12 protein-coding genes are annotated in these 25,378 nt (G+C 55.7%); all 12 read left to right on the top strand.

Going from position 1 to position 25,378, the window contains the following annotated elements:
• Positions 1 to 38: 38 nt before the first annotated feature.
• The 12 genes from pglW to LOC68_RS09585 all read left to right on the top strand — a co-directional run bounded on the left by pglW (position 39) and on the right by LOC68_RS09585 (position 25,102).
• On the top strand, positions 39 to 4,295 hold the full coding sequence (gene pglW, locus LOC68_RS09640) for a BREX system serine/threonine kinase PglW (protein ID WP_230218092.1): 4,257 nt from the start codon (positions 39 to 41) through the stop codon (positions 4,293 to 4,295).
• A gap of 142 nt (positions 4,296 to 4,437) precedes the next feature.
• Positions 4,438 to 4,803: a four helix bundle protein gene (locus LOC68_RS09635; protein WP_230218091.1), complete on the top strand. Its 366-nt coding sequence runs from the start codon at positions 4,438 to 4,440 to the stop codon at positions 4,801 to 4,803.
• Positions 4,804 to 4,966: 163 nt separating this feature from the next.
• Entirely contained in the window at positions 4,967 to 8,725 is a 3,759-nt protein-coding gene (gene pglX / locus LOC68_RS09630; RefSeq protein ID WP_230218090.1) for a BREX-2 system adenine-specific DNA-methyltransferase PglX, read from the top strand.
• A 120-nt stretch (positions 8,726 to 8,845) separates the two neighbouring features.
• Complete coding sequence (locus tag LOC68_RS09625) at positions 8,846 to 10,207, top strand: AAA family ATPase (RefSeq protein ID WP_230218089.1); 1,362 nt, start codon at positions 8,846 to 8,848, stop codon at positions 10,205 to 10,207.
• Positions 10,204 to 10,695 carry a hypothetical protein gene (locus tag LOC68_RS09620; protein WP_230218087.1) on the top strand — a complete coding sequence of 164 codons (492 nt, stop codon included), beginning with the start codon at positions 10,204 to 10,206 and terminating at the stop codon, positions 10,693 to 10,695. Before LOC68_RS09625 ends, LOC68_RS09620 begins: the two co-directional genes overlap by 4 nt.
• 110 nt (positions 10,696 to 10,805) lie before the next feature.
• A complete protein-coding gene (locus LOC68_RS09615; RefSeq protein ID WP_230218085.1) occupies positions 10,806 to 14,486 on the top strand; it encodes a hypothetical protein in 3,681 nt (1,226 codons plus the stop codon).
• Positions 14,487 to 14,488: 2 nt separating this feature from the next.
• Entirely contained in the window at positions 14,489 to 17,182 is a 2,694-nt protein-coding gene (pglZ, locus tag LOC68_RS09610) for a BREX-2 system phosphatase PglZ (RefSeq protein WP_230218083.1), read from the top strand.
• 3 nt (positions 17,183 to 17,185) lie between these two features.
• Positions 17,186 to 18,505, top strand: a complete 1,320-nt coding sequence (gene brxD, locus LOC68_RS09605) for a BREX system ATP-binding protein BrxD (RefSeq protein WP_230218081.1) — start codon at positions 17,186 to 17,188, stop codon at positions 18,503 to 18,505.
• Positions 18,502 to 20,604 (top strand): DEAD/DEAH box helicase, encoded by a 2,103-nt coding sequence (locus tag LOC68_RS09600; protein ID WP_230218079.1) that lies wholly within the window; start codon positions 18,502 to 18,504, stop codon positions 20,602 to 20,604. Before brxD ends, LOC68_RS09600 begins: the two co-directional genes overlap by 4 nt.
• 191 nt (positions 20,605 to 20,795) lie before the next feature.
• The gene (locus LOC68_RS09595; RefSeq protein ID WP_230218077.1) at positions 20,796 to 22,493 is read left to right on the top strand and encodes an NERD domain-containing protein; all 1,698 of its coding nucleotides are present in this window, start codon (positions 20,796 to 20,798) and stop codon (positions 22,491 to 22,493) included.
• A complete protein-coding gene (locus LOC68_RS09590; RefSeq protein WP_230218076.1) occupies positions 22,494 to 23,477 on the top strand; it encodes a hypothetical protein in 984 nt (327 codons plus the stop codon).
• A complete protein-coding gene (locus tag LOC68_RS09585) occupies positions 23,474 to 25,102 on the top strand; it encodes a RecQ family ATP-dependent DNA helicase (protein ID WP_230218075.1) in 1,629 nt (542 codons plus the stop codon). The genes LOC68_RS09590 and LOC68_RS09585 overlap by 4 nt, the downstream gene beginning before the upstream one ends.
• Positions 25,103 to 25,378: the final 276 nt, after the last annotated feature.

Here is a 25,378-nt window from a genome sequence, read left to right as displayed (position 1 = left end):
TCTTGCCCTGAATTCGCTCGTAGGGCTGCGAAGAATCGATGGCAAAAACGAACAACTGGACGACGGTCGCTGAATCGAAGTACTCCTGGGAACGGGATGCCCTGGACTTCGTGCGCGAGCAATTTCCCTCTCACGATCCCTACCGGGCTTGGGCCAATTTCGAGTTCATCGCTGACGACGGCAGCATCAACGAAGTCGACCTGCTCGTCTTCACGCCGCAGGGCTTCTTCCTCGTTGAAATCAAAAGTCGCCCTGGGCGGCTCTTAGGCGACGCCGGTACCTGGACTTGGGACACGGACGGCAAGTACTCTACCGTCGACAATCCGCTCGTTTCCGCCAACCTGAAGGCGAAAAAGCTCCGCTCCCTCCTTCAACGTCAAAAGGCCTTCAAGAAGAAGGGGCAGCCGCCATTTGTAGAGGCTCTCGTATTCTGCTCCGCTCCCGAACTGCGGAACGAACTCCAGGGTAATGCACGACTCCGGGTCTGTCTCCGTGATCGCCCAGCCTCCGGCGACAAGCCGGCCCGGCAAGGGATCATGGCTGCCCTTTTGCGACGCGAGTGCCCCGGCGTCGAATCCTACGCCAAGGGAACGCACGACCGCCCGATGGCGAAAGTCGTCAGCCAGGCGATGGACCAGGCGGGCATTCGTCCATCGCAGCGGATGCGCAAAGTTAATGACTACCTGCTTGAACAGCTGATCGACGAAGGCCCAGGCTACCAAGACTGGCAAGCGTCGCACACGCAGATCGAAAATAGCAAGCGTCGCGTCCGGCTCTACCTGGTCCGTCTTGAAGCTTCAGCAGACGATCGCAACAAGATCCAGCGTGCGGCCCAGCGCGAATACCAAATCCTAGAAACCCTAGAGCATCCCGGCATCCTCCGCGCGTCTGGGTTCACCGAGCACGAGCTAGGCCCAGCCCTACTCTTTGAACACGATCCTTCCAGCATCCGGCTCGACCACTATCTGAGCCAACGCCAAGGCGATCTCAGCGTTGACGTTCAGCTCGATCTCGTTCGCCAGATCGCCGAGGTCATCGCCTACGCGCATGAAAAGAAGGTAATTCATCGCGGACTCTGCCCGCAAAGCATCCTGGTCACCACCCACAACAACAAAGCTCCCCGGATCAAGATCTTCAATTGGCAGATCGGCTATCGTGAAGGAACGACCTCGGTCGGAGTGTCGCGTGGCGTTACGGCCACGTCGCATATCGATCGCCTGGTCGATGACGCCGCGACCGGTTACATGGCCCCGGAGGCTTTGACTGACGCTAACTCCGGCGAACAGCTTGACGTATTCTCGCTCGGCGCGATCGCGTATCACATTTTCTCCGGCGTCGTTCCTGCCGCCAACGCCGTCGAACTCAGCGAGAAGCTACGCGAAACCAAAGGCCTTCAGATCAGTTCCGTTCTCAACGGGGCCGACGAGTGGCTCCAAGAGATGATTCGTCTGGCCACTCACCCAGTTGTTCCCGATCGGATGGGGACGATTGGCGAATTCCTTGAGCATCTCGACTTATTCGAGAATGCTCTCACGTCAGATGATCACGACTACGTCGAAGATCCGTCGCGTGCTCAGATCGGCGATCTCTTGCCAGGCGGATACAAGGTTGTTCGCCGGCTTGGCCAAGGGGCCTCCTCCGTGGGCCTGCTGGTTGAAAGGGAAGGTCAAGACTTTATCCTCAAGGTCGCCAACGATCCCGATCACAATGCCCGGCTGAAGGACGAAGCCGACGTCCTCCGCAAACAGGAAATGCGGCACGCGTGCATCGTTGACGTCGTCGAGCTGCTGGAAGTCGGTCAGTACTTCGGTTTCCTGATGCGTCCCGTCTATGCCGAAAAGGAAAAACGCCTGATCGAGACTCTCGGTCAGCGGATGCGGAAAGAAGGCCGACTCCATATCGATCTGCTCCATCGGTTTGGTGAAGACCTGCTCGGCGTTGTGAACTACCTCGAAGAGCAAGGCATACCCCACCGCGATATCAAGCCAGACAACATCACGGTCGGCATGGTTGGCCGCGCCAACAAGCTCCACCTGGTCCTGTTCGACTTCTCCCTTTCGCGAACGCCGGCCGAAAACATCCGCGCCGGCACGACCGGGTACCTTGATCCGCTCCTTCCGCTCCGCAAACCGCCCCGCTGGGACTTACACGCCGAGCGTTACGCCGCCGCAATTACCCTCTACGAGATGGCGACCGGAACGCTTCCAGTCTGGGGCGACGGCACCACCGATCCATCCCATCTCGCCTCGGATGTCGAAATCACCATCGACGCCGAGCTGTTCGAGATGGGCCTTCGCGATTCGCTCCAGGCATTTTTCCGCAAAGCGTTTCGTCGCGACACAAAAGCCCGCTTCGATAACGCCGAGGACATGCTGCGATCCTGGCGACAATGCTTTGAAGGACTCGACGAGAGCGGCCCACTCTCCGGTCATGCCGACGAAGCGACGCTGCAAGAACTCCTGTCCGACGTTACCTTTGATACCCATATCACAGAACTCGGCCTCGGAACTCGCGCCACTAACGCACTCGATCGCGCCAACATCCTCACCGTCGAAGACCTGCTGACCGTTCCCATGCGACGGCTGCTCCGCTTGCGTGGCGTCGGCAACAAAACTCGTCGCGAGATCGCCGCCGCCGTCAAGATTCTCCGCCAGCGGCTTGGGCAGCCCGATGGAGGGCAACAACTCGTTCCCGACAGCAGCACCGACGAAGACGAAACGATTGACGCCGGCAGTCTGAGCGTTGACCTTCTCGCCGATCGCCTCCGCAAAACAGGCAGTGCGGATGGCGACAACTTCCAGCAAACGGTTCAGCTACTGCTCGGCTTTGAGTCGGAGAACGGGGACGCCTGGATTAGCCAAACGAATGTTGCCGAGAAACTTGGGATCACGCGTGCCCGGGTTGGGCAATTTGTCGGTAAGCTCCGGGAGCGTTGGGCCAAGTACGGCCCGCTAAGCCGCCTTCGCGCCGATCTCGCTGATACCCTTCGCGTCCACGGCGGCGTCATGTCGGCTCGCGAGTTGGGAGACGCGATTCTCGTCGCCCGCGGGTCAACGCACGACGAACCGCTCCGCACGCAGCTCGCCCAGGCAGTCGTTCGCGCCGCCACCGAAGTCGAACGCTCGATGGCCGAGCCTCGCTATCTCGTTCGCCGCGATGAAGACTCCGTCCTGATTTCGCTCAACGCCGAACTTGCCAGTTACGCGATCCGCCTGGGAGAAGTCGCCGACAAGATCGCGACCGAAGACCCGCTCCTTGCTCCAGCCCGGGTGGTCGAACGCCTGCGACAAATCTCCGCGGCGTCCACGATTCCCCTGACCGACGCTCGGCTGGTCCGCTTAGCCGCCGAAGCCTCCAAACAGGCGGCGCTCTCCAGCCGGCAAGAACTCTACCCCCGCGGCATGGACGCGGCTCGTGCCCTCAAGCTTTCGCAAGGGGCGCTCCTGGGTCAAAAGCAACTCACTGTCGAACAAATTCAAGACCGAGTCAGCGGCCGCTATCCCGAAGCGGCTCCCCTCCCGCAAGGCGAAGCGCTCGACGAACTGCTTCGACAAGGCGGCTTTGAATTCCGCTGGGACCCGACCAGCAAAAATGGCGTCGGCAGCTACATCAGCACCGTGCGAGAATTCAGCGCCGTCACCAGCGGCACCGAAACCGCCATTCGCCGCCCCACCAACTCCAGCCATCTGGCGGCCGGCGACGTTACGCCCGAGGTCGCCGACGCGCGGCAGTTTGAAGAACGGTTGCAGCGATCCGCTCAAGAAGGGGCGTTCCTCGCCTTGTTGGTGAACCCAAAATACTACGAGCGTGCCCGTGAAGAACTTTGCCGCCGCTTCCCCTTGCAGCCCGTCGACTTCGAGGGGCTCTTCCTCGATTCGCTTCAGGCGACCGCCGAGAAGGCCAAGGTCCAGTGGGATCTGGTCTTGAACACCGACACCCAGCCCAACCAAGGAGACTGGGACAAGCTGATGATGCTGGTCAGCAGAACGATGCCTAGCGTCGAGAAAGATTTGCTGGCGGCGGAGAAAACGATGCTTCTCGCGTATCCCGGCATGCTCGCACGGTACGGGCAGATGGACCTACTCAGCCGTCTCTCGCAGAAGGTCGGGCGTCCCGGTGGGATTCCCGGATTGTGGCTCCTCCTGCCCGGCGATAGCCAGGCGATGATCGATGGCAAGCCGGTACCGTTAATTGGACCGGGACAGCGAGCGCGCGTGCCCGAGAGCTGGATTCAGAATTTGCACCGGGCTAAGGGAGAGCTGTCAGCTTTTAGCGATCAGCGGTCAGGGGGATAGTGGAGAGCTGTCAGTGGTCAGCAATCGGCTGTCAGGGAAGAATGAAGAGACGCAATGCTGGCGAACATGAACGTTTAGGAGCAAAACAAGAGAAGCTGAGTGCTGAAAGCTGACAGCTAAAAGTCAAAGAGGAACACCGACATTGAAAGCATTCCGCGATCTTCAAGTCTGGGAGAAGAGTCACCAGCTTACGCTGGCGATTTACTCTGCGACTTCCAACTTTCCGCGCGAAGAGAGATTTGGATTGAAAAGCCAGATGCGTCGATCGAGTTCATCGATTCCCGCCAATATCGCCGAAGGATGCGGGCGAAACGGCGACAACGAACTACGTCGATTCCTCGAAATCGCAACCGGTTCCGCCAGTGAACTCGAATACCACCTACTGCTCGCTCGCGATCTCAACATGCTCGAACAACCCAATTATGAACAACTAAACCAACAAACTTGCGAAGTGAAGAAAATGCTCTCCGCATTTATCCAGAAGCTCCGAACCAAGGACAATCGCTAATCGCGATTAGCTTTCAGCGATCAGCAGTCAGCTTTCAGGATTGGGATCAGGACCCACCTTAAGTCCTCTCCCCTCTGGCTGACAGCTGACTGCTGATCGCTGAAACCTTATCCCCTGACCGCTGAAAGCTGATACCTGACCGCTAACCGCTGACCGCTCCAAAATGATCAACCGCCAAGCCCTACTTTCTGATCTCCAATCGCTCCTCAAAAAGCTCGAAGCTGACTTGCTGGAGCGGAGTAAATCTTCGGACGTTCCCGAAGTCGGGAAGACGCTGCGCGAGGAGTATGCTCGGGCGAAGAAGGCGGAGCGGACCGCTTTGAACTATGAGACCTGGCGGTCCGATGCGATTACGCAGACGGCGGCGGCTTGGGTGTTGTCTTGCGTCTTCGTTCGCTTTCTGGAAGACAACGCGCTGATCGATCCGCCCAAGATTGCCGGGCCGGGCAAACGGCTCCAGCAGGCCCGGGATGAGCATATCCTCTTCTTTCAAGATCCCGAGCGGGCCAAGCTGACCGACCGGGAATACCTGGTCGCCGTGTTCGATCAGTTGGCCGACCTGCCAGGCACACGGGACGTCTTTGGCCAGCACAATCCGCTGCGGCAGCTTCCCAATTGGCTGGGACCGGATGCGGCCGGCGAACTGCTGAAGTTCTTTCAAAAGATCGACGCCAACAGCGGCGAGCTGATCCACGACTTCACCGATCCCGACTGGAACACCCGCTTCCTGGGCGACTTGTACCAAGACCTGAGCGAAGCGGCGCGGAAGAAGTATGCCCTGCTGCAAACGCCTGACTTCGTCGAAGAGTTTATTCTCGATCGGACGCTGGAACCAGCCCTGGACGAGTTCGGGCTCGACGCCAAGCCGGAAGGGTTCAAAATGATCGACCCGGCCTGCGGCAGCGGGCATTTTCTGTTGGGAGCGTTCAAGCGGATTTTGGCTCGGTGGCAGAAGCAGGAGCCGGGTACCAAAGTAAGGGAGCTAGTCGGACGCGCCTTACTCAGCGTGCATGGCGTCGACGTTAATCCGTTCGCAATTGCGATCGCCCGGTTTCGCTTGCTTCTCGCGGCAATGCAAGCAGAGGGAATAAAGCGACTAGGCAACTCCCCCGGCTATGAGTTCCGGCTTGCGATAGGGGATTCGTTGTTTCACGGTCGCGCTAAGCAGAAGACGCTTGGGGACTGGACCGACGAGGCTCACTATTTCGCTACGGAAGACGCGGCGGAGTTGCGACAGATTCTTCGCAGTGGCACCTATCACTGTGTGGTTGCCAATCCACCGTATATTACCCCCAAGGACCGCGCAGCCGGCCAAGCGTATCGCCAGCTCTACCCAGAAACCTGCCATATGCAGTACTCGTTGGCCGTGCCATTCATGGAGCTGCTGTTTCGTTTGGCAAGCAACGAAGATCCAACCTCCGGGTATATCGGCCAAATTACTGCAAATAGCTTTATGAAACGAGAGTTTGGCAAAAAGCTGATCGAATCGTTTTTCCCAAAAATCGACCTGACGCACGTAATCGACACAAGTGGGGCGTTCGTTCCGGGCCACGGCACTCCAACTGTAATCCTGCTTGGACGAAACCGAATTCCGAAATCTACTACCATCCGAACGGCGATGGGAATTCGGGGCGAACCGAGCACACCAGACGATCCGGCCAAGGGAATGGTATGGACTGCAATATTGAAACAACTCGACCAGGCCGACACCGAAAGCGATTTCATTAGCGTCCGAGATTCCGAAAGAGAACTGTTTCATTCGCACCCGTGGTCGATCGGTGGTGGGGGAGCTGCTGAACTACGATTACGACTCGAAGACTCCGCACGCTCTTTTCTACAAAAACATGTCGAATCGATAGGCAGAACGGCATCAACGCAAGGCGATGATATTTATGTAAACCCGCCTAATACGATGCGTCGCAGCATGTTAAGTACGAACGAGCATCGACGATACGTTTCGGGGGATGAAGTTCGAGATTGGCATACAGAGAGCGGGGATCACTTGGTTTTTCCTTACAAAGACGATGGGAAGCCCATCTCGGATTCGCTCGCTCATTTGTCTCTTCGATTTTTATGGCAAAGCCGAACTACGCTCGCGAATACGCTAATGTTTGGAGGGAAAACCAAAGTGCAAGCAGGAATGAAGTGGTTTGAGTATGGACAATGGCTTCCTCATCGGTTCCGGACTCCATTGTCGATCACTTACGGTGAAGTCGCCACTCACAATCACTTCGTTCTGGATCGCGGCGGAAAGGTGTTTAACCGTACTGCCCCTGTTATCAAATTGCCGGAAGGTACCACCGCGGAAGATCATCTTACTCTACTGGGACTTTTAAACAGCTCTACTGCCTGCTTTTGGATGAAACAGGTATGCCATCAAAAGCAAATGATGGGGGGCGACGGTATTCGGATCGAATCGAAAGCCAAAGTGCCGTATGCGTTCAATGGGACAGCCCTTGGAAAAATGCCGATCCCATCCACTTGGGTCGATGGAGAACTGCGGAAACGAGTTCTTCACCTAAGCCAAAGAATTGACGATCTCACTCAGCAGTTTGCATCATTCTCACCGGACGAAATACTAAGCGGTGTTATCACCGACGCGGACTCAATCCGGTCGCGTTGGAAGGATGCAACCGCAAAACGTCGTCGAATTCGGTCCGAACAGGTCTTTTTACAAGAACAGCTGGACTTTGCGACCTATCGCATGTTTGACTTAGTCGATGATTCGTTGGTTGGGACGGAGGTCTCATTCACATTGGAGGAAATGACTCCTGGCGACAGACCGTTTTGCATGGTCGTAAACAATAACGAGGACGGATTCGCTGTACCCGACTCTATTCCTAACGCTTGGTCTCAAGCGATCCAGGACCTTTGGAGTCGCCGAATCGAAGCAATTCGCAACAGTAAAGAATTGCGCCTTATCGAAAGTTCGATGTACAAGCGCCGCTGGATTGGTCGCCAGGGCCTGTTTAACCATCAGCGTTCAGAAAATGAACTGGCGGACGCTTGTCAGATGTGGCTCGTCAATCGCCTAGAAAGCTACTTCGACCTCGACGGGCGAATGAACGACGAAGGGAAGCCGACCGCCAAGTTCGACGTCGAGTTGATTTCGATCGCCAGGCTCGCTGATGCGGCACGGCATGACAGCGAGTTCATGGAAGTCGGCCAGGTCTACCGCGACGATCCTGCCTTCGACGTTCAGCGACTAGTCGTGGAGCTGGTGCAGGGAGAGCAGGTCCCGCTGCTGCCGGTCCTGCGCTACAAGCCGGCCGGATTGCGGAAGCGGGCCGAATGGGAGAACACCTGGCAGCTTCAGCGGCTGGAAGACAAGCTGCGGGCCGGCGAGGAGGTTTCGCTTGCTGACTACGACCTGACCGACGAGCAGCGGCAGCAGATCGCCAAGTGGCAGACCGAGACGCCGCAGTCTGCCCGGGCGGACGACCGCAACCTCGACGCGATTCTGGCGATCCCGGTCCCGCCGAAGTACACCAGCGGCGACTTCCTCTCCAGCGGCGGAGCCCGCTACTGGGCGCTCCGCGGCAAACTGGACGTCCCCAAAGAACGCTGGATCAGCTTCCCCCACTGCGACGGCCCCGATGGAACCCTGATGCTGGCCTGGGCCGGCTACAACCATTTGCAACAAGCGCAAGCGATCAGCGCCTACTTCGTCGACGTCCAAGAACGCCACGGCGGCCGAGACGATCCCCGCCTAGTCCCGCTACTAGCCAGCATCGTCGAACTCCTCCCCTGGCTAAAACAATGGCACCACGAAGTCGACGAAACCTACGGCCAGCGGATGGACGAAGTGTTTGAAGGGTTTGTGGCCGAAGAAGCCAAGGGGCTGGGGATGACGGTGGAGGAAGTGCGCGCGTGGGTTCCGGCGAAAAAAGCTAAACGCGGCACCAAGAAAGCGAATAGTTAATCACAAGCTCGTCGAACGAACTACGGCCAAAACATGTCAATTTGCATTCACGCGGAAGTCTCAAAGGGAAGCACTGCTCCATTGGGCTAATTGGCCAACCAATAAGGAAGACATCTAGCGATGATCACCGAACTATCAGCCACGAACTTCAAGTCATGGTCACGAATTAACCGGATGAGACTCTCGTCAATTACCGGGTTGTTCGGGACAAATAGCTCCGGCAAATCGAGCATCTTGCAATTGTTACTTATGCTTCGGCAAACGACGGAATCGACAGACCGAGCGTTGGTTCTAGAGGTTGGTGGTGAGAAAAGCCTCGTCCAGTTGGGAAGCTTTAACGACCTCGTATATCAGCACCAACCTTCCTCGGGCATGGAATTCGAGCTTACCTGGACTTTGCCAAAGGCGCTTGACGTAATCAATCCGTCGAAAAAGAAAGCCGTGCTCTTCTCCGGCGATCAAATGTCATTGAATTGCAAGCTGAGCAGCACAAGGGAAAATCTGCCAAGAGTTGATTCTGTTACGTACACATTGGATTCGGAAGAATTCACTATGGAAAAAAAGGGAGTAGCCAACGGAAAGTACAACCTTAAATCCAAAGGCGATTTCAAGCTGAAGAGAATGCAAGGACGAGCTTGGGACCTACCAGCTCCGACCAAATTCTACGGATTTCCAGACCAAGTCTTCTCCTACTACCAGAATGCGAGCTTTTTAGCGGACCTACAACTCGAATTCGAGGAGTTGTTCAAGCGGCTTTATTACCTTGGGCCACTTCGGGAGTTTCCCAAACGTGCCTATACCTGGTCCGGAGCGGAACCAGACGACATGGGGCAGCGTGGCGAGCGTGCGGTCGACGCCTTACTATCCTCCCGAGCCCGTGGACCGTATATCGATCCAGGAAGATACAAAAAAAAGAAAACTCTCGAAGAGCAAGTTGCATATTGGCTCAAGGAATTAGGGTTGATTCACTCGTTTTCAGTGAAGCGGATTTCCAAGAACAGCAATTTCTATGAGGTAAAAGTCCGAAAGGGCCCCAAATCCGCTGAGGTCTCAATCACGGACGTAGGCTTTGGCGTCTCGCAAATCTTGCCCGTCCTGGTTCTGTGTTATTACGTTCCTGAAGGTTCGGTAGTGGTGCTGGAGCAGCCCGAAATTCATCTGCATCCCATGGTTCAAACGGGATTGGCGGATGTTTTCATCAATGCGATACAGACCCGCAACATACAGATCATATTAGAAAGCCACAGCGAGCACCTTCTTCGACGACTTCAGAGACGAATTGCCGAGGAGACGCTGTCAAGCCAAGATGTGGCGTTGTACTTCTGCGACACAGACGAAGGTCATTCCCGACTTTCGAGATTGGAGCTAGACATTTTCGGCAACATTAAGAATTGGCCGAAAGATTTCTTTGGCGACGAGTTCGAAGAGATGAAGGCAATCACTGACGCCGCAATGAAACGAAGATTGAAAGAAATGCCATGAATGCGTACGTAGTTGATACCAACGTGGCTATCGCCGCCAACGAGATTAATTGTCCGCAAGCCTCGCCGACGTGTGTACTTAAGTGCGTTGCCGCGTTGGAAGAGGCTCGCAACGGAATCGTTTGCATCGACAATTTCTACCACATCATGCAGGAATACATGAACAACCTCAGTTTGGCAGGCCAACCTGGCGTGGGGGACTTCTTCATGAAATGGATTTTTGACAACCAAGGAAATCCCGACCACTGTGAGATGGTCGAGGTAACACCACTGAACGGCAATCCGAAGGGTTTCGAGGAGTTTCCCGATGACGAGGGCTTGGCCGATTTTGACCTTTCGGACAGAAAGTTTGTTGTGGTCGCCCTAAAGAGTCAATACGCGCCGCCCATACTGAACGCGACGGATTCCGATTGGTGGCACGCTAGGGACGCATTGAATCAAGTTGGAGTGCAGGTTCGTTTTCTTTGCCCCGAGCAATTCAATGAATAACGCGATAGTGCTCACTTCGACTTCGCTGGCAAACGATTTGTTAAATCCGCAAAACGCTGAGTCTTTTTAGCCAGACGCGACCTCATGGAAAATTTCTTAGCATCCATACAATGACCCTAATCAAAGAACTAATCGACATCCCCGAAGACCTGCAAAAAGGGGATTTCGTCCTTCGCTTGGCCGAAGACATTAAACGCCCAGAGGTGGTGCTCGACAATTACGTCGTGACGCCGGAGTTGGCCAAATGCTACGACTCAGCCCTTTCCTTCATCCGCAGCGCGCTGCAGAACCGGACCAGCAAGGCGACCTTCCTGCACGGCAGCTTCGGTAGCGGTAAGAGCCATTTCATGGCGGTACTGCATCTAATTCTGCAAGGGAACGCGGCTGCGCGGGGGATTCCGGAACTGGCCAGCGTCATCCAGAAGCACAACGAGTGGCTGGCGGGCAAGAAGTTTCTGCTGGTGCCGTATCACATGATCGGGGCGCACGACATGGAGTCGGGCGTGCTGGGGAACTACGTTGAGTTCATGCGGAGCCTGCACCCGGAGGCTCCGACTCCTCCGGTCTACGTCTCGACGGCGATCATCGAACAGGTGAAGGCGGAGCGTCAGAACTACGGCGACGAGCTGTTTTTCAAGCGGCTGAATGAAGGACAAGGAGGTGGCGGAGGCTGGGGAGACCTGGAAGCGGCCTGGGACGCGGATTCGTTTGAAGCGGCCGCGGCGGCCCCGCCTGACTCGGAAGAGCACCTACGGCTAGTCAGTGCGCTGCTGAAGAGCGTCGCCTCTTCGCATGCCGAAGTGATGAGCCATCGGGGCGGAAGTTTCGTGCGGTTCGACAAAGGGCTGTCGCTGATTAGCCAACATGCGAAGAGCCAAGGTTACGATGCGCTGATCCTGTTTTTGGACGAATTGATCCTGTGGCTGGCGACGAACTCGGCCGATCTGGGGTTCGTCAAACGGGAAGCGGCGAAGCTGACAAACTTGGTCGAAGCGCAGTCGGCGGAGCGGCCGATCCCACTGATCAGCTTTGTCGCCCGACAGCGTGACCTGCGAGACCTGGTTGGCGACCATGTGCCGGGGGCGGAAAAGCTCGGCTTCAGCGATTCACTCGACTGGCAACAGGGGCGATTCGACACGATCACCCTGGAAGACCGCAACCTGCCGGCGATCGCTGAGAAACGCGTCTTGAAATGCCGAAGTAGCGCCGCCAAGGGAGAAATGGACGCGGCTTTCGAGCAGACGATCAAGATGAAGGACAACGTGATGGACATCCTGCTGACCCGCGAAGGGGATCGGCAGATGTTTCGTCAGGTTTATCCGTTCAGCCCGGCCCTGGTGCAGACGCTGATCGCGGTCTCCAGCGTGTTGCAGCGTGAGCGGACCGCCCTGAAGGTGATGTTAAAGCTGCTGGTCGACCACCGGGATACGCTGAAGCTGGGCGAATTGATCCCGGTTGGGGATCTCTTCGACGTGGTGGCGCACGGCGACGAGGCGTTCAGCCAGGAAATGGCGATCCACTTTGACAACGCCAAGCGGCTCTACCATCAGAAGCTGTTACCGGTCTTGGAAAAACAACATGGGATGCGCCGCGAGGATGTGGAAGAGCTTCCCTACGATGATCCGAAACGCAGCGCGTTTCGGAATGACGACCGATTGATCAAGACGTTGCTGCTTTCGGCGCTGGTGCCGGAGGTGGAGTCGCTGCGGGCACTCACCGCGGAGAAGCTGTCGGCATTGAATCATGGGACGATTCAATCACCGATCAAAGGCAAAGAAGCGGCCGAAGTGCTACGCCGCTGCAAGACCTGGGCGGCGAGCGTTGGCGAAATCCGTATTGGTGAAGAAGCCAACCCGACGATTACGGTCCAGCTTTCTGGCGTTGATACCGAAAGCATCATCGAGCAGGCCCGGCGCGAAGATAACCAGGGGAATCGGATTCGCCGCGTTCGGCAGATGCTGTTCGAGCAGGTCGGCATTCAGGGAGAGGGCGAGTTCGAGCAATTCCATGAGTTCTGGTGGCGCAACACGAAACGCAACTGCAAGGTGCTGTTCAAGAACATTCGCGAGTTGCCGCCGTCATCGCTGGAGAATGACGATGAAGACTGGAAGTTGATCATTGACTTCCCGTTTGATGAGCCTGGGCATGGTCCGCGGGACGACCTGAGCAAGATCCAGCAGTTCCTGCAAATCCAACCTGAAGGGGGCAAGACGATGTGCTGGGTCCCTTCGTTCTTCAGCCTGGAGGCGCAGAAGGACCTGGGAATGCTGGTGATCTTGGAACATATCCTGACCGGGGAACGGTTTGGGCAATACTCCAGCCACCTTTCGCCCCAAGATCAACAGGCGGCAAAGTCGGTCCTGGATAGCCAACGGAGCCAACTGCGCCAGCGAGTCCAGAACCACCTGGATTCGGCGTATGGCCTGGAGTCGGTCATGCAGGGATCGCTCGATACGACGCACGATTTGGACTTGGCCGAGCACTATATGTCGCTCTCGCCAGGATTTATTCCGCGTCCTCCGGTCGCACCCAACCTAGCCGGCGCGATGCAGCACTTGCTGAGCCAGGCGCTGGAGCACGAATTTCCCGCTGCGCCGCACTTCGAGACCGAGATCAAGTCGAATTCGATAAAGAAGGTCTACGAGCAGATCTTGCCGGCAACGCAGACGACCGATGGCCGCCTGGCGATCGACAAGACGATGCGGCCGATCGTGCGCCAGATCGCTGTGCCGCTGCTGCTGGGCGAGATGGGGACTGATGCGACCCACTTCGTGCTGGGACAGCATTGGAAGATGCATTTTGGCCGGAAAACAGCCGAAGCAGGCGGGGCGATTTCGGTCCGTAAGCTACGCGAATGGATCAATGATCCAAAGCCAATGGGGCTGCCGAAAGAGGCGGAGAACCTGGTCATTCTGATGTACGCGGCGCAAACCAGCCAGTCGTTCTATCAGCATGGCGGGCCCTACTCGGACGCTTCCCTTACCAAGATCCCGGACGAGTGTGAACTCCGCAAAGAGAACCTGCCGGAAGCCGCGGACTGGGAGATTGCCCTGAAGCGTGCCGGCAGCATCTTTGGTGAAGCCGGCCTGAAGCTACTGAGCGCCGGCAACGTCAGCCAGCTCTCCAGCGGCTGCAAGACGAAGGCCGCCGCGGTGCAGAAAGCGTGTCAGGCGTATGCTCAGCTCTTAAAACAGCGCATGGCGGAGTTTGGGATTTCGTCGGAATCGACCGACCGCATGAAAACCGCCAATGCGACGCAGGTATTGGTTGGTAAGTTGTGCGCTGCGGACTCTGGTGCGATCGTCAAGACGTTGGCCACAGCGACGATCGAGACGAGCGAGGCGTCGATGGGCGAGTGCGTCGCCAAGGCGGCGGAGCTGGAAGGGAACCTAGACACCGCAGGCTGGCAGACGTTTGAGCTGATCCGCAAACTTCCGGAAGAGTATCAATCGGAAGCACAACGGATTCTGGGAGAAGTGGACAAGGCGCTTGCCAGCGACGAGCATGTCATATCACTTGCTCCCGCCCTAAAGACAGCGCATTCGCAGGCGATGCGGCTTTTGGAAAAGCAGCTGGCGAAGGTTCAGCCAGTAGTAGAGACGCCGATTGCGGCCCCACCCGTGAAACCGTTGCCTAAAAGCAAGGACAAGCTTGTTGAGCAAGGTTCGCAAGAAGGCCTGACTCTGGAAGCAGCCAAAAAGTTGCTGGGCGATCTAGAGCAGAAGGGAGCAGGCGGCAAGACGGTTCGCGTGAATCTAAGTTGGGTGATTGAATCGGGAGGCGACGCGTAGCGATGACGGCACCTTCCTTCAGCCAAATTAAAGCGCAAGTCGCCGCGATCCGTCAGAAGGTTTCGCGTGAAGACCCGATTGGTATCCATTCGGCCGGGCGATGGACCGGAGAAGCGATCAAATACGATGGCGAACAGGGCTATTCCATTCACCAATGCGACTCGCCGCTTTCGTTTCGGATCGCGCTACGGCAGCCAACGGACGAAGGGGTCACGAAAGTTCTGATTACCGGTCTGGACGAACATGACCTTGGCGAAGACGTTATGCTGCGATTGGCAAAACGGAAGCTGTTTCCGATCGATCCTTGGCAAATCGTGCGATCGTTGTTCGATGCCCACGCCGTCGATCCTCGGCTGACGAAACAAGCCTGGATTGCGGAAGCGCTGCTAGAGCTGAATCCTGCTGACGGTTTTCCAGCTGCGCGAGGCGGATTCCTCGATTCCGAGACAGTCTGGCCGTTGCTGCTGGAAGGGGCGATCGGCTTTCGCGCCGAGGCCCCGGACCTGACTTCACTGCTGAAGTGGTCGCTGGATGCCGACGCGACGAGCGAATTTCGACGTCGCCCGGACGCCTTCCGACAAGGTGCGGCAAATTGGTTGGCGGAGAAAGCGGGGCCGGCCGCGAAGACGGTTTTGCATTGCATCGAGAAGCTGGATCGAGCGGATGCGGTTCCCTTGGGCTTGGCTGCTGCCGTTGTCTACCATCCTTCGGCCCTGGGCAAACTGGAAAAGGCGACTGGAAAGCTAGAGGAACGTTTCTTGGGGGGCAAGTCGCCCGATACCGAACAGATGCAACGCTGGAGCACCGCTGCGACCGAGGTTGTTCGCAGCCTGCGGCACACGGCCCCTAAGAGCTATCACCAGACGATCCAACGGGCCGATAAGATCCTGTGCGACATCCAGGCAGAAGGTTGGGCACATTTGTCTGACACCTCCTCGCTTGGTTTCGACCAGCGATTGGTGAGCGTGGGGGAAACGCTGTCTGGTATCTTGGATCAAGGCAACTGGAATCGCCTCGAAGATTTGGTGGCGACACAGAAGCAGGTAAGCCTCCACGACCAGTCCGCTTCGGAGATCCGGCGCGTCGAGAGAATCGAAATGGCGCTGCGTCTGATGCGCTGGCTGGCCAATCAGGATGAGCATGGCCCGAATGAGCCTAAGTCCTTCGCCGAAGCGGCTGACAAACAGCTTCATGAGGGAGGGTTCGTCGACTGGGCTCGCCTTAGCCTTCGCAGTGGCGATCCCATCCGTGAACTTTCGGAAGGTTACGCCCGACTGTTTAACCGTGTTCGCGACGTCCGTGAGCAGCAAAGCCAATCCTTTGGAAAGCTGCTTGTTGACTGGACGGCGGCGAATTCGCACGGCGACCAGGTAATCCCTGTTGAGAAAATCCTGGATGAGATTGTCGCTCCGCTTGCCGCTGAGGCGATGGTCCTAGTAATCGTAATTGACGGCATGAGCACGGCCGTTTGCCGCGAGCTGCTTGCCGACGTGACGAAACATGACTGGATTCTGCTCGCGGAGCCAGGTCGCGACATGAATCGGCCCGGCGTGGCCACGATCCCCTCTGTAACCGAGTTTTCTCGGACCAGCCTCTTGTGCGGAAAGCGGAGCCAGGGGACGCAAGAGGATGAGAAAATCGGGTTTGCCAAGCACCCTGGCCTGCTTGAGCACTCCAGAAGCGGTTCGCCCCCAGTCCTTTTCCACAAGGCGGGACTTCAGCAGGAATCGGATGACTCGGTGTTGGCTGCGGAGGTTCGGAAAGAAATCGCCTCGACGCATCGGCGCGTCGTGGGCGTCGTCGTGAATGCCGTCGATGATCATTTGCTCAAAGGGGAGCAAATTGACACGCGCTGGTCCCGTGACGAGATTAAGGTATTGCCCGCCCTGCTTCATGAAGCTCGGATTGCGCGCCGGCTGGTGGTGCTGGTGAGCGATCATGGCCACGTCTTGGACTGCCAGGCGGAAGGACGCCCATTCAAAGAAGACTTGGCGGGTGGGGAACGTTGGCGCAGCGCAAAAGGCAGCCCTGGGAACGATGAGCTGTTCGTGAAAGGGTCACGAGTTCTGACGAACGGTCACCAGTTGATCGCTCCTTGGAGCGAGCGAGTCCGCTATGGAATGAAGAAGAACGGTTATCACGGCGGACTATCGCCGCAGGAAATGATCGTCCCGATCGCGGTTATGGCCAGCACGGACAGCTTCCCCCAAGGTTGGAGCGAGCAGCTCATCGATACGCCAGACTGGTGGGATGCATCGTCGGCGGCGAAAATTCCGACAGCGGAGAAGCCAGTTCCGAAACTTAAGCCGGTGGCCTCGAAGCCTATCGATACCCTGTTCGATATGGAGGACAAGCCGCGATTGGCCGTCGCTGACGCTGCCTTACCGCAGTGGGTGTCGAATTTGCTTGCCAGTCCGGTCTTTGAAGATCAAAAGCGGTTTGCCGGACGCGGGGTTCCTACCGATGAAATCTTCGCTCGGCTACTTTCCTCCTTGGATGAACGGGGAGGAAAGATGACTAGCGTGGCGTTAGCGCGAACGCTTGAGGTACCCAAGGTTCGACTGCCTGGACTTTTGGCGAAGGCGGAACGAGTTTTGAACGTTGACGGCTACGACGTCCTACGTCGTGATGACGCCTCGGAAACGGTCGAGCTGAATCGCAGCATCCTGCTCAAGCAGTTCGACCTAGTGGAGTAACCAATGAGCATTAGCCCTCAACGCCGGCAAGAGATCATTGACGCGCTGCGTCGCGGAACCGTTCCGCGCAATAGCCTGGACGCGTTCGCGGTGGGACTCGGCGGCTATGAGCCAGTTTTGGACGAGGAGCTGGACAAAGTCGCTTCTCTCGGCAGCGTATTTAAAGCGGTTCGCGGCGAATATGGTTGCGGTAAGACATTCTTTTCGCGCTGGATGGCCGACCGAGCCCGCAAAAAGGGCTTCGCGTCAGCCGAGGTACAGGTATCTGAGACGGAAACGCCGCTGCACCGGCTAGAAACGGTGTACCGACGATTGATGGAGCGGCTATCAACCGCTGACACTCCGCAGGGAGCTTGGCGCAACATCGTCGATGGCTGGTTCTACGCCTTAGAAGAAGATGCTCTCGCCGAGGGAACGGTCGATCCGAACGACCAACAGGCCTTGATCGAGCGTACAAACGAATTACTTGAGCAGCGATTGGCCAAGGTCAGCAGCACCGCTCCGACCTTTAGCGCCGCATTACGTGGCTACCGACAGGCTCAAGCGGCCGGCGACCAGGCAATCGCCGAAGGGATACTGGCCTGGCTCGCAGGCCAACCTAACGTCTCTGCGGGGGCCAAGCGAGCGTGCGGCGTGAAGGGGGACATCGATCACTTTGGGGCGTTGAGCTTCCTTCAAGGCGTACTGATCGTCCTCCGCGACTCTGGGAGTCCAGGCCTCTTGCTAATCCTGGATGAGGTCGAAACGATCCAACGGGTTCGGAGCGACGTACGTGATAAGAGCCTGAACGCTCTGCGACAACTGATCGACGAGGTTGACTCCGGGCGATTTCCTGGCCTTTACCTGCTCATCACCGGTACTCCGGCTTTTTATGAAGGCCCCCAAGGAATTCAACGCCTGGAGCCGCTGGCTCAACGGCTACATGTTGATTTTCAAACGGATTCGCGATTCGACAATCCCCGCGCCCCTCAGATCCGCTTGCCTGGTTTCAGCTTGGAACGGTTGCGTCTGGTCGGCTGCAAGGTCAGGGACATTTACGAGCAACACTCCCATTCCCCGGATCGAATCTCCAGTATGTGCGATGACGCCTACGTCCAAGATCTAGCAGAAGCCGTTGCTGGTAAGCTTGGCGGAAAGGTTGGCGTCGCACCACGGATATTCCTGAAGAAGTTGGTGACGGATGTACTGGACCGCATCGATCAACACCCGGACTTTGACCCGCGCGTGCACTATACGCTAACGATGAGCGATAACGAAATGACCGCCGTGGAACGTCAGGCCATGGGGGCGAGCGACGTAGATGAAATAGAGTTGGACCTGTGAGCAGCTTCGACCGCCTCCACCCTGCATTACAGCACCACATCGTGAACAGCCTCGGCTGGCGCGAGCTGCGCCCTTTTCAGGAAGCGGTGATTTCTCCAATCCTCGACGGTCAGCACTTGATCGTGCTAGCCCCAACGGCTGGCGGTAAGACGGAAGCGGCGTTCTTTCCCGTCGTCTCCCGGATGTTGACCGAGGGCTGGACAGGGCTGAGCGTCCTCTATCTTTGTCCAATCAAAGCGCTCCTCAACAATCTTGATGTTCGGTTGCAGCGGTACAGCACCCTTCTCGGCCGGCGATCCGCCCTTTGGCATGGCGACGTCAAACCAACTGCCCGCAAAAAGATCCTCCGAGAACCGCCTGACTGCCTACTAACGACGCCAGAATCACTCGAAGTCATGCTCGATTCACCGAGTGTGGACAGTCGAAGTCTTTTCGCCAACCTCCAAGTCGTTATAGTCGACGAAATTCATGCATTCGCTGGGGACGATCGCGGCTGGCACCTGCTATCGGTGCTTGAGCGAATCTCGAAGTTGGCCGGTCGAGAGTTACAGCGCCTCGGTCTATCCGCGACGGTCGGAAACCCGGAGACGCTATCAGGCTGGCTCGCAGGATCATGCAAGGGACCACGAGATGTTTTCTTGCCCCCATCCTCTGGCGGCGGCCAGGCCGACGTTCAGCTTGACTTCGTCGGTTCACTACAAAATGCCGCGCTCGTAATTTCGCGACTGCATCGGGGTGAAAAACGCTTGGCGTTCGTAGATAGCCGATCACGAGCTGAACAACTCGCTACGGAATTGCGGAACCTGCAAGTCACCACGTTCGTGACCCACAGCTCCCTAAGCCAAGACCAGCGACATCAAGCCGAAGAGGCGTTCGCTTCACGTGATGACTGCGTAATTGTGGCGACGAGCGTTCTTGAGCTAGGAATCGACGTTGGTAACCTGGACCGAGTTATTCAGATCGACTCTCCCCCCACGGTCTCGAGCTTTCTGCAGAGAATGGGAAGAACCGGTCGGCGATCCGGAACGATGCGCAACTGCCTATTCCTAGCGACCAAAGATGAGACGCTAGTTCAGGCATCCGCGCTGATAAACCTCTGGAGGGAGGGCTACGTAGAGCCGATTGAGCCGCCTCCGATGCCGATCCATGTGCTTGCCCAGCAATTGATGGCGCTGACGCTGCAAGAAAGCGGCATCGGCCGCGCCGAGTGGTTTAGTTGGCTAAAAGGGGTCCCAGGCTTTCAAACGATTCCGCCCGAAAAGGTTGAATACCTCGTGTCCTCAATGCTCGAACGCGAAATCCTGTGGGAAGACGCTGGCATCCTTGCCATGGGCAAAGAGGGAGAATCCACCTACGGCCGGCGAAACTTCTTAGAGCTATTCTCCGTGTTTATGTCGCCGCCAATTTTTTCCATTTTGCACGGTCGCCAGGAAATTGGTTACGTCGACATCATGACATTCCTTGGCAAGCATGAAGGTCCGCGGATCTTGCTTCTAGGGGGACGAGCCTGGAAGGTCAACCATATCGACTGGAGCCGACGTATGGCCTACGTCGAACCGACCGACGCGACAGGGCGAAGCCGCTGGATGGGCGAAGGCCAAGGACTTGGCTTTCGCATGGCCCAAGCGATCAAGCGTGTCTTGGCGACGGACAATTCGGAAGAATACTGGTCGCGCCGCGCCGCTGAGCGTATTGCGGAGATTCGCCAGGAGTTTGCCTGGGTCGCCCCCGACTCCACAGTAGCCATTCTCGCTGGAGCTGGCGAAGTGGAATGGTGGACATTCGGAGGGTTTCGCGCCAATGCGACGCTTTCTCACGCACTGTCGCTGTCCACCAACACAAAGGTCAAGCACGACAGCTTCACATTGACCTTTGAGCCATCGCTGAAACAACAAGATGTCGAACAGGCCATCGAGGCAATCCGTCAGCATGACGTTGCGGAAATGCGACCGGTTGTGGAAGACGCGGCTATAGATGGCCTGAAGTTCAGTGAATGCTTGCCGGCAGAATTGGCAATCGAGATGCTCCAGTGCCGACTTCGCGAGCCAGATGCGACGCGACGAGTATTTGAGGAGCGGGTGAAATTTCTAGTTCATTGACTTTACGCGATATTCACCGCGACAATAGACCGAATACAGATTCTGGACCACTTACCTGATGACGTGCTTTGCACAAGATTCGAATTCTCGGGAGCACAATCCAACTCATTTATATACACAACCGTCAGCACACACATCGGCAGCAATAGATCATCAGAGAATCACCGTGAAAACGAAAGGTGCTGTGAACAATGGCTCAAATGATTCCTCCGATTCCCAACGACTTCCATGGAAGTCAAGGAGAGGAACGTGTCTTTCGTGCCCTGCGATCGCTACCAGATGAAATCGTCGTATTGCACTCGCTTCGATGGATTCATGCTGGCAGCTGGAACCCGAATATAAACCGGCCCCAAGGTGAAGGCGACTTCGTCGTCATTCATCCGCAATTCGGCATACTTGTTGTTGAAGTAAAGGGAGGCGAAATCCGCTGCGAAGACGGGCAATGGTATCAGAAGAACAGAAAAAGCGGCCACGAAGAAAAAATCTGGCCAGAGGAACAAGCAAACCGAACCAAATTCCGAATTCTCGAAGAGCTAAAAACTCGTTTTGCTGGATCGGATGCGACTCTCGTCTGTCATGCAGTGTGGTTCCCTGATCAACTCATCGTCGATCGTACTCATTTGCCAATGAGCTACCCGGACGAAACGACCCTGGATTCGACACATTTGTCCAATCCGGAAAATGCGATCTTAAAAGCGTTCAGTTTTTGGAAGAACAGTGTGCGGAATTCAAGGCCTCCCGGGGACCGAACAATTGACCTTCGAAGAACGCTCTGTCCGACCTTTTCGCTTGTTCATTCTGTCCGCAAGACGACAGAAGAGTGGCTCGATGAAATGGTCCGGTTAACTCAAGAGCAAGCCAGGGTAATAGGGTATTTGGATCAGCAAATGGAGGCCGCAATAGTTGGGCCTGCTGGAACAGGAAAGACATTGCTTGCTATTGAAAAGGCACGACGCCTAGCGACCCCCCACGAACCCGTTCTCTTTCTTTGTTTCAATTCGGCCCTAAGCAAACACCTCCAAGAGACTCACCGTCAAGCGAACGTATCTTATCGTAGCTTTCATGGTTTTGCGCGGGAAATCGTTGGGCCACACGGAGACTTGGACTCGTGTGTTCAGCGACTTCTCGAATATCTCTGTGACGGCGTTGCAATGCCTTACACCCATCTTGTCATTGATGAAGCCCAGGACTTTGTGACGGACTGGCTAGACATGCTGAGGCTGCATTTTCAATTACGCGGTGCATTCTACGTGTTCTACGATCCATTTCAGGCAGTACAAAACGATCGCGACGCGGCGTGGCTAAATGATATTCCATGTCGACTAACGCTTACCAAGAACTGTCGAAACAGCGACCAAGTCTGCAAATTGGCATACAAGTCGGCCGGAATAAAAGTCGGGGAAAGCCAAGGGCTCGATGGCCCTAAACCTACAATTTATCCGGTGCCGACGATCGAGGCGGCAAGGTCGTTATTGAATCGACTTGTAAATACGTTGCTCGATCAGGATGCGGTTCCCGCAAACGAGATTGCCATTTTGTCGCTAAAGACTATTGAGAATAGCGGCTTTCGCGATTCTGTATTCCGAGCGAAAACAGCCGAAACTCCCGAACCGGGGCGTATAACTTTTAATACGACGCGCCGCTTCAAAGGATTGGAAGCAATGCACGTGTTCGTTGTCGACGTCGACTTCGAACAGGCCGATGATACAGACTGGCGGAAACTGTTATATATCGCATGTTCGAGGGCGCGACTCGCCGTCCATATCATCACAACGACGAATGAGGCGAACCTAAAGCCAGCGATTGAGGTATTCGGCAAGTCGGAAAAGCGTCGCACCCACTGGAAGACAATTTCGAGACTATTAAGCGTCAAGATAGGAGAGTCCTAAATGTTTCGATCGATTGCGCGAACTGATAACGCCGAATTCGAACTCGCCAGGGATTTGAGACACATTGAAGACGTGTGGAACGAAATTGCAACTGGACTTCCGGTGTATTGGCAGAAGTTTCTCGATCGCCTCCGACCGCCTGCTAGTGACGTCATTGAGATCCTAGGTGCCAGAGTTCAGCAAGAACCGAGCACACAAGCTGACGGCGTTTTGCTTGTGAGTGCTTTTGACGTCGCTGTAGAAGAGTTTGAAAGTGAAGCTGCAAAGTATCGAGAGTTCTTCGACGAAGGAGCAATCGAGGAATACGAAGAAGATCCAAATGCGTTCAAGCATTTGATGACCCGCGAGCTACCCGTGATTGCCAGAACCTTACGCCAATCAAACAAGGAGCTTAAGGAGTGGCAGAAGAAATTTCGGCTGGCTCGTCCAGCGGACTTGCTCGCGGTGTTCACAAACGTCCTGGATTTCTATGACGAGTGGTCCGCGAACCACTCGGTTGTCGCCTACAAGAGTTACAACGCACCAGCCGAATTCCAATTGGCTCCAATCAATGATGACGAGAATCTGAATATCCCGGGAGTCATTGGAATGGGCATCAAGACGATCGTACTGTTTCACAAGGACCCCCAAAGAATGCCCCAGCTTGGGCGATTCGCCTTATTCGGGCTCTATTTCCTCTCCGGCAGGAAGTCGTTTGGGATGATCAGCGATTCTTCCGAATTCTTGATGATCAACGACGAGACTAAAGCGGCGAACGGGAGCTTCGTGATGGACCAGAACTATTGGTATCCGTACGACGTGTTTTCGCTCTATCTACTTCGCATCTACCGATGGATATCCTCCAAAGCAGCTGAGCAGGGATTTGGCGTAGATGATCAGCGCCGCTATGTCTACGTAGAACGCTTTTTGGAAGCCGTCTGTGCTGAGCATCTTGATGACATGAAGACGATGCGTGCTCACGACAGTTTCGGGATACCAGCATGATAAGCAACGTTGCTCCAGAAAACGCTCTCAGGCATTTCTATCCCGACATCGCTGGCTTTCGAGATTGCCAGAGGGAAGCCATTGATCGCCTGTGGAAAGGCGAGTCAACACTCCTGCTCATGCCCACTGGCATGGGGAAATCGCTTGCGTATCAATTGCCAGTATTGGCATCTGGCAAAGTCGGCGTAGTCATTTCCCCTTTAATCGCCTTAATGCAGCAGCAGGCCGCTAACTTAATTCAGTCGGGGGCGAACGTCCTTTCCCTTGGTGGCGCAACTGATGCGAGACAGGCTCAGGACCAATTGAAAAAGTTTCGATGGGACAGTGGGGCCGGTTTCCTTTTCGTGTCGCCTGAACGAATGGAGACTGATGGGTATATAGAATACCTGCTATCCAAGCATCGGAGTCGAATTTCCCTGCTCGCAATTGACGAATCGCACTGCATTAGCCAATGGGGACATGATTTCCGACCTCCCTATAAATGCCTTCCAGGTGTGTTCGACCGCAGTTTTGGTCGCGACGCGTGGCCGACAGTGTTATGCCTAACTGCGACACTTGATGAAACAAGTCAAGGCGAGATCCTAAACGACTTTCGACTGAATCGAACTGCCATTGTGCGTAGTGAGAACATGCTTCGCACAAATCTTGACCTGTCGTTTACGACCTTTAAGGACAGCAAAGAAAAGCATGACGCGCTCGAGGTGTTGCTCGAAGAGCATCGCGGAGAAAAGGTTATAGTATACGCCCACCGTATCAAAAGTAAGGCGAATGGAACTCGAGCGTTATCGGCATACTTCGAGCAACTCGGGCACCGCTGTAAGCCATTTGATGCAGCCCTGTCGCTGAGGGAGAAAGATGAAACTATATCCGCATTCCAAACTGGTGAAATCGATGTCGTATTCGCTACAGGTGCATTTGGAATGGGCGTTGACATACCAGACATTCGCGGTGTAGTCCACTATTTGCTGCCCGAGTCAATTGAGCAGTACTACCAGGAAGTCGGTCGAGCGGGTCGAGATCAGAAGCCCGCTTTTGGCAGATTGCTCTACTGCAATTCAAATGGCCGAATACAGAGGGAAATGATCGAATCGGCACTCAGGGAACCAACGCAAATCGAAGAAGTTTGGAATAGCTTGTTCGATTCGGTGAGTAGCGATCTAAAGTCGATTAATCCTTGGACTGAGTTTCAGGGAAAGGAAGATGAATATGCCTTGTTCTACGCCTTTGTTCACCTCGGAGCGATTAAGGTGTTAGCCAGGGGGCCGGCCTGGCTCAAACCACTTAGCGCCGTCAGCGAAGACGCGAGAAATTTCCTTCGTTCTCTAAGCAGTGCCACGAGAACTGGAAGTATTGCGCGAGCGATAAGAAAGCTCGGACTTGATCCCCAAGCCGTTTCTGAGGAGATATTTAGAAGGTACGATTCCTCGGAAATCAAGTTGACCGGTAGCCTCGACAAGACGATCTATTTTCGTACGCGTCAACTTCGCACGGAAGAAGCGGAATCGATCTCAGAAAAGATTTCGAAGGTCGTTGAGTCCAGGCTGAACAGATTCGACGAGTTCTTAGGCTTGGTTGAAACGAAATCCGATCCTACGACTGCCTTAGCGGAAAAATTTGGCGGGTAGGACAGCGATTTATCCTGCTCTCCATTTTTTTACAGACGTTGCAAGCTCTCTAATCACCTGCATCCAGGGGCAAACGGACGGCGGGGAGCTGCTCGCTCGACGCCGTGGGGCGGCTGCAACTGCTCGACGGCTTAACGGATAGCGGCGCTGATCATTCACGACTCAGCACTTCAATAGCAACTCATCCTCCTAGTGGCAAATCCGCCACGGTTCTAGATTCCACCGTCCGCTGGAATTCCGTCAACAGTTCGGCATAATTGCCAGCCAGGTACCGAA

This window comes from Blastopirellula sediminis (assembly GCF_020966755.1).
GTDB classification, from domain to species: Bacteria; Planctomycetota; Planctomycetia; order Pirellulales; family Pirellulaceae; genus Blastopirellula; species Blastopirellula sediminis.
Note: the sequence above shows the minus strand (reverse complement) of the source record. Positions and strands in the feature narration are given on the sequence as shown.

Excerpts from the sequence above, each read along its gene's own strand:
- pglW (WP_230218092.1), top strand. The coding sequence starts at position 39 with ATGGCAAAAACGAACAACTGGACGACGGTCGCTGAATCGAAGTACTCC.
- pglX (WP_230218090.1), top strand. The coding sequence starts at position 4,967 with ATGATCAACCGCCAAGCCCTACTTTCTGATCTCCAATCGCTCCTCAAA.
- LOC68_RS09625 (WP_230218089.1), top strand. The coding sequence starts at position 8,846 with ATGATCACCGAACTATCAGCCACGAACTTCAAGTCATGGTCACGAATT.
- LOC68_RS09620 (WP_230218087.1), top strand. The coding sequence starts at position 10,204 with ATGAATGCGTACGTAGTTGATACCAACGTGGCTATCGCCGCCAACGAG.
- LOC68_RS09615 (WP_230218085.1), top strand. The coding sequence starts at position 10,806 with ATGACCCTAATCAAAGAACTAATCGACATCCCCGAAGACCTGCAAAAA.
- pglZ (WP_230218083.1), top strand. The coding sequence starts at position 14,489 with ATGACGGCACCTTCCTTCAGCCAAATTAAAGCGCAAGTCGCCGCGATC.
- brxD (WP_230218081.1), top strand. The coding sequence starts at position 17,186 with ATGAGCATTAGCCCTCAACGCCGGCAAGAGATCATTGACGCGCTGCGT.
- LOC68_RS09595 (WP_230218077.1), top strand. The coding sequence starts at position 20,796 with ATGGCTCAAATGATTCCTCCGATTCCCAACGACTTCCATGGAAGTCAA.
- LOC68_RS09590 (WP_230218076.1), top strand. The coding sequence starts at position 22,494 with ATGTTTCGATCGATTGCGCGAACTGATAACGCCGAATTCGAACTCGCC.
- LOC68_RS09585 (WP_230218075.1), top strand. The coding sequence starts at position 23,474 with ATGATAAGCAACGTTGCTCCAGAAAACGCTCTCAGGCATTTCTATCCC.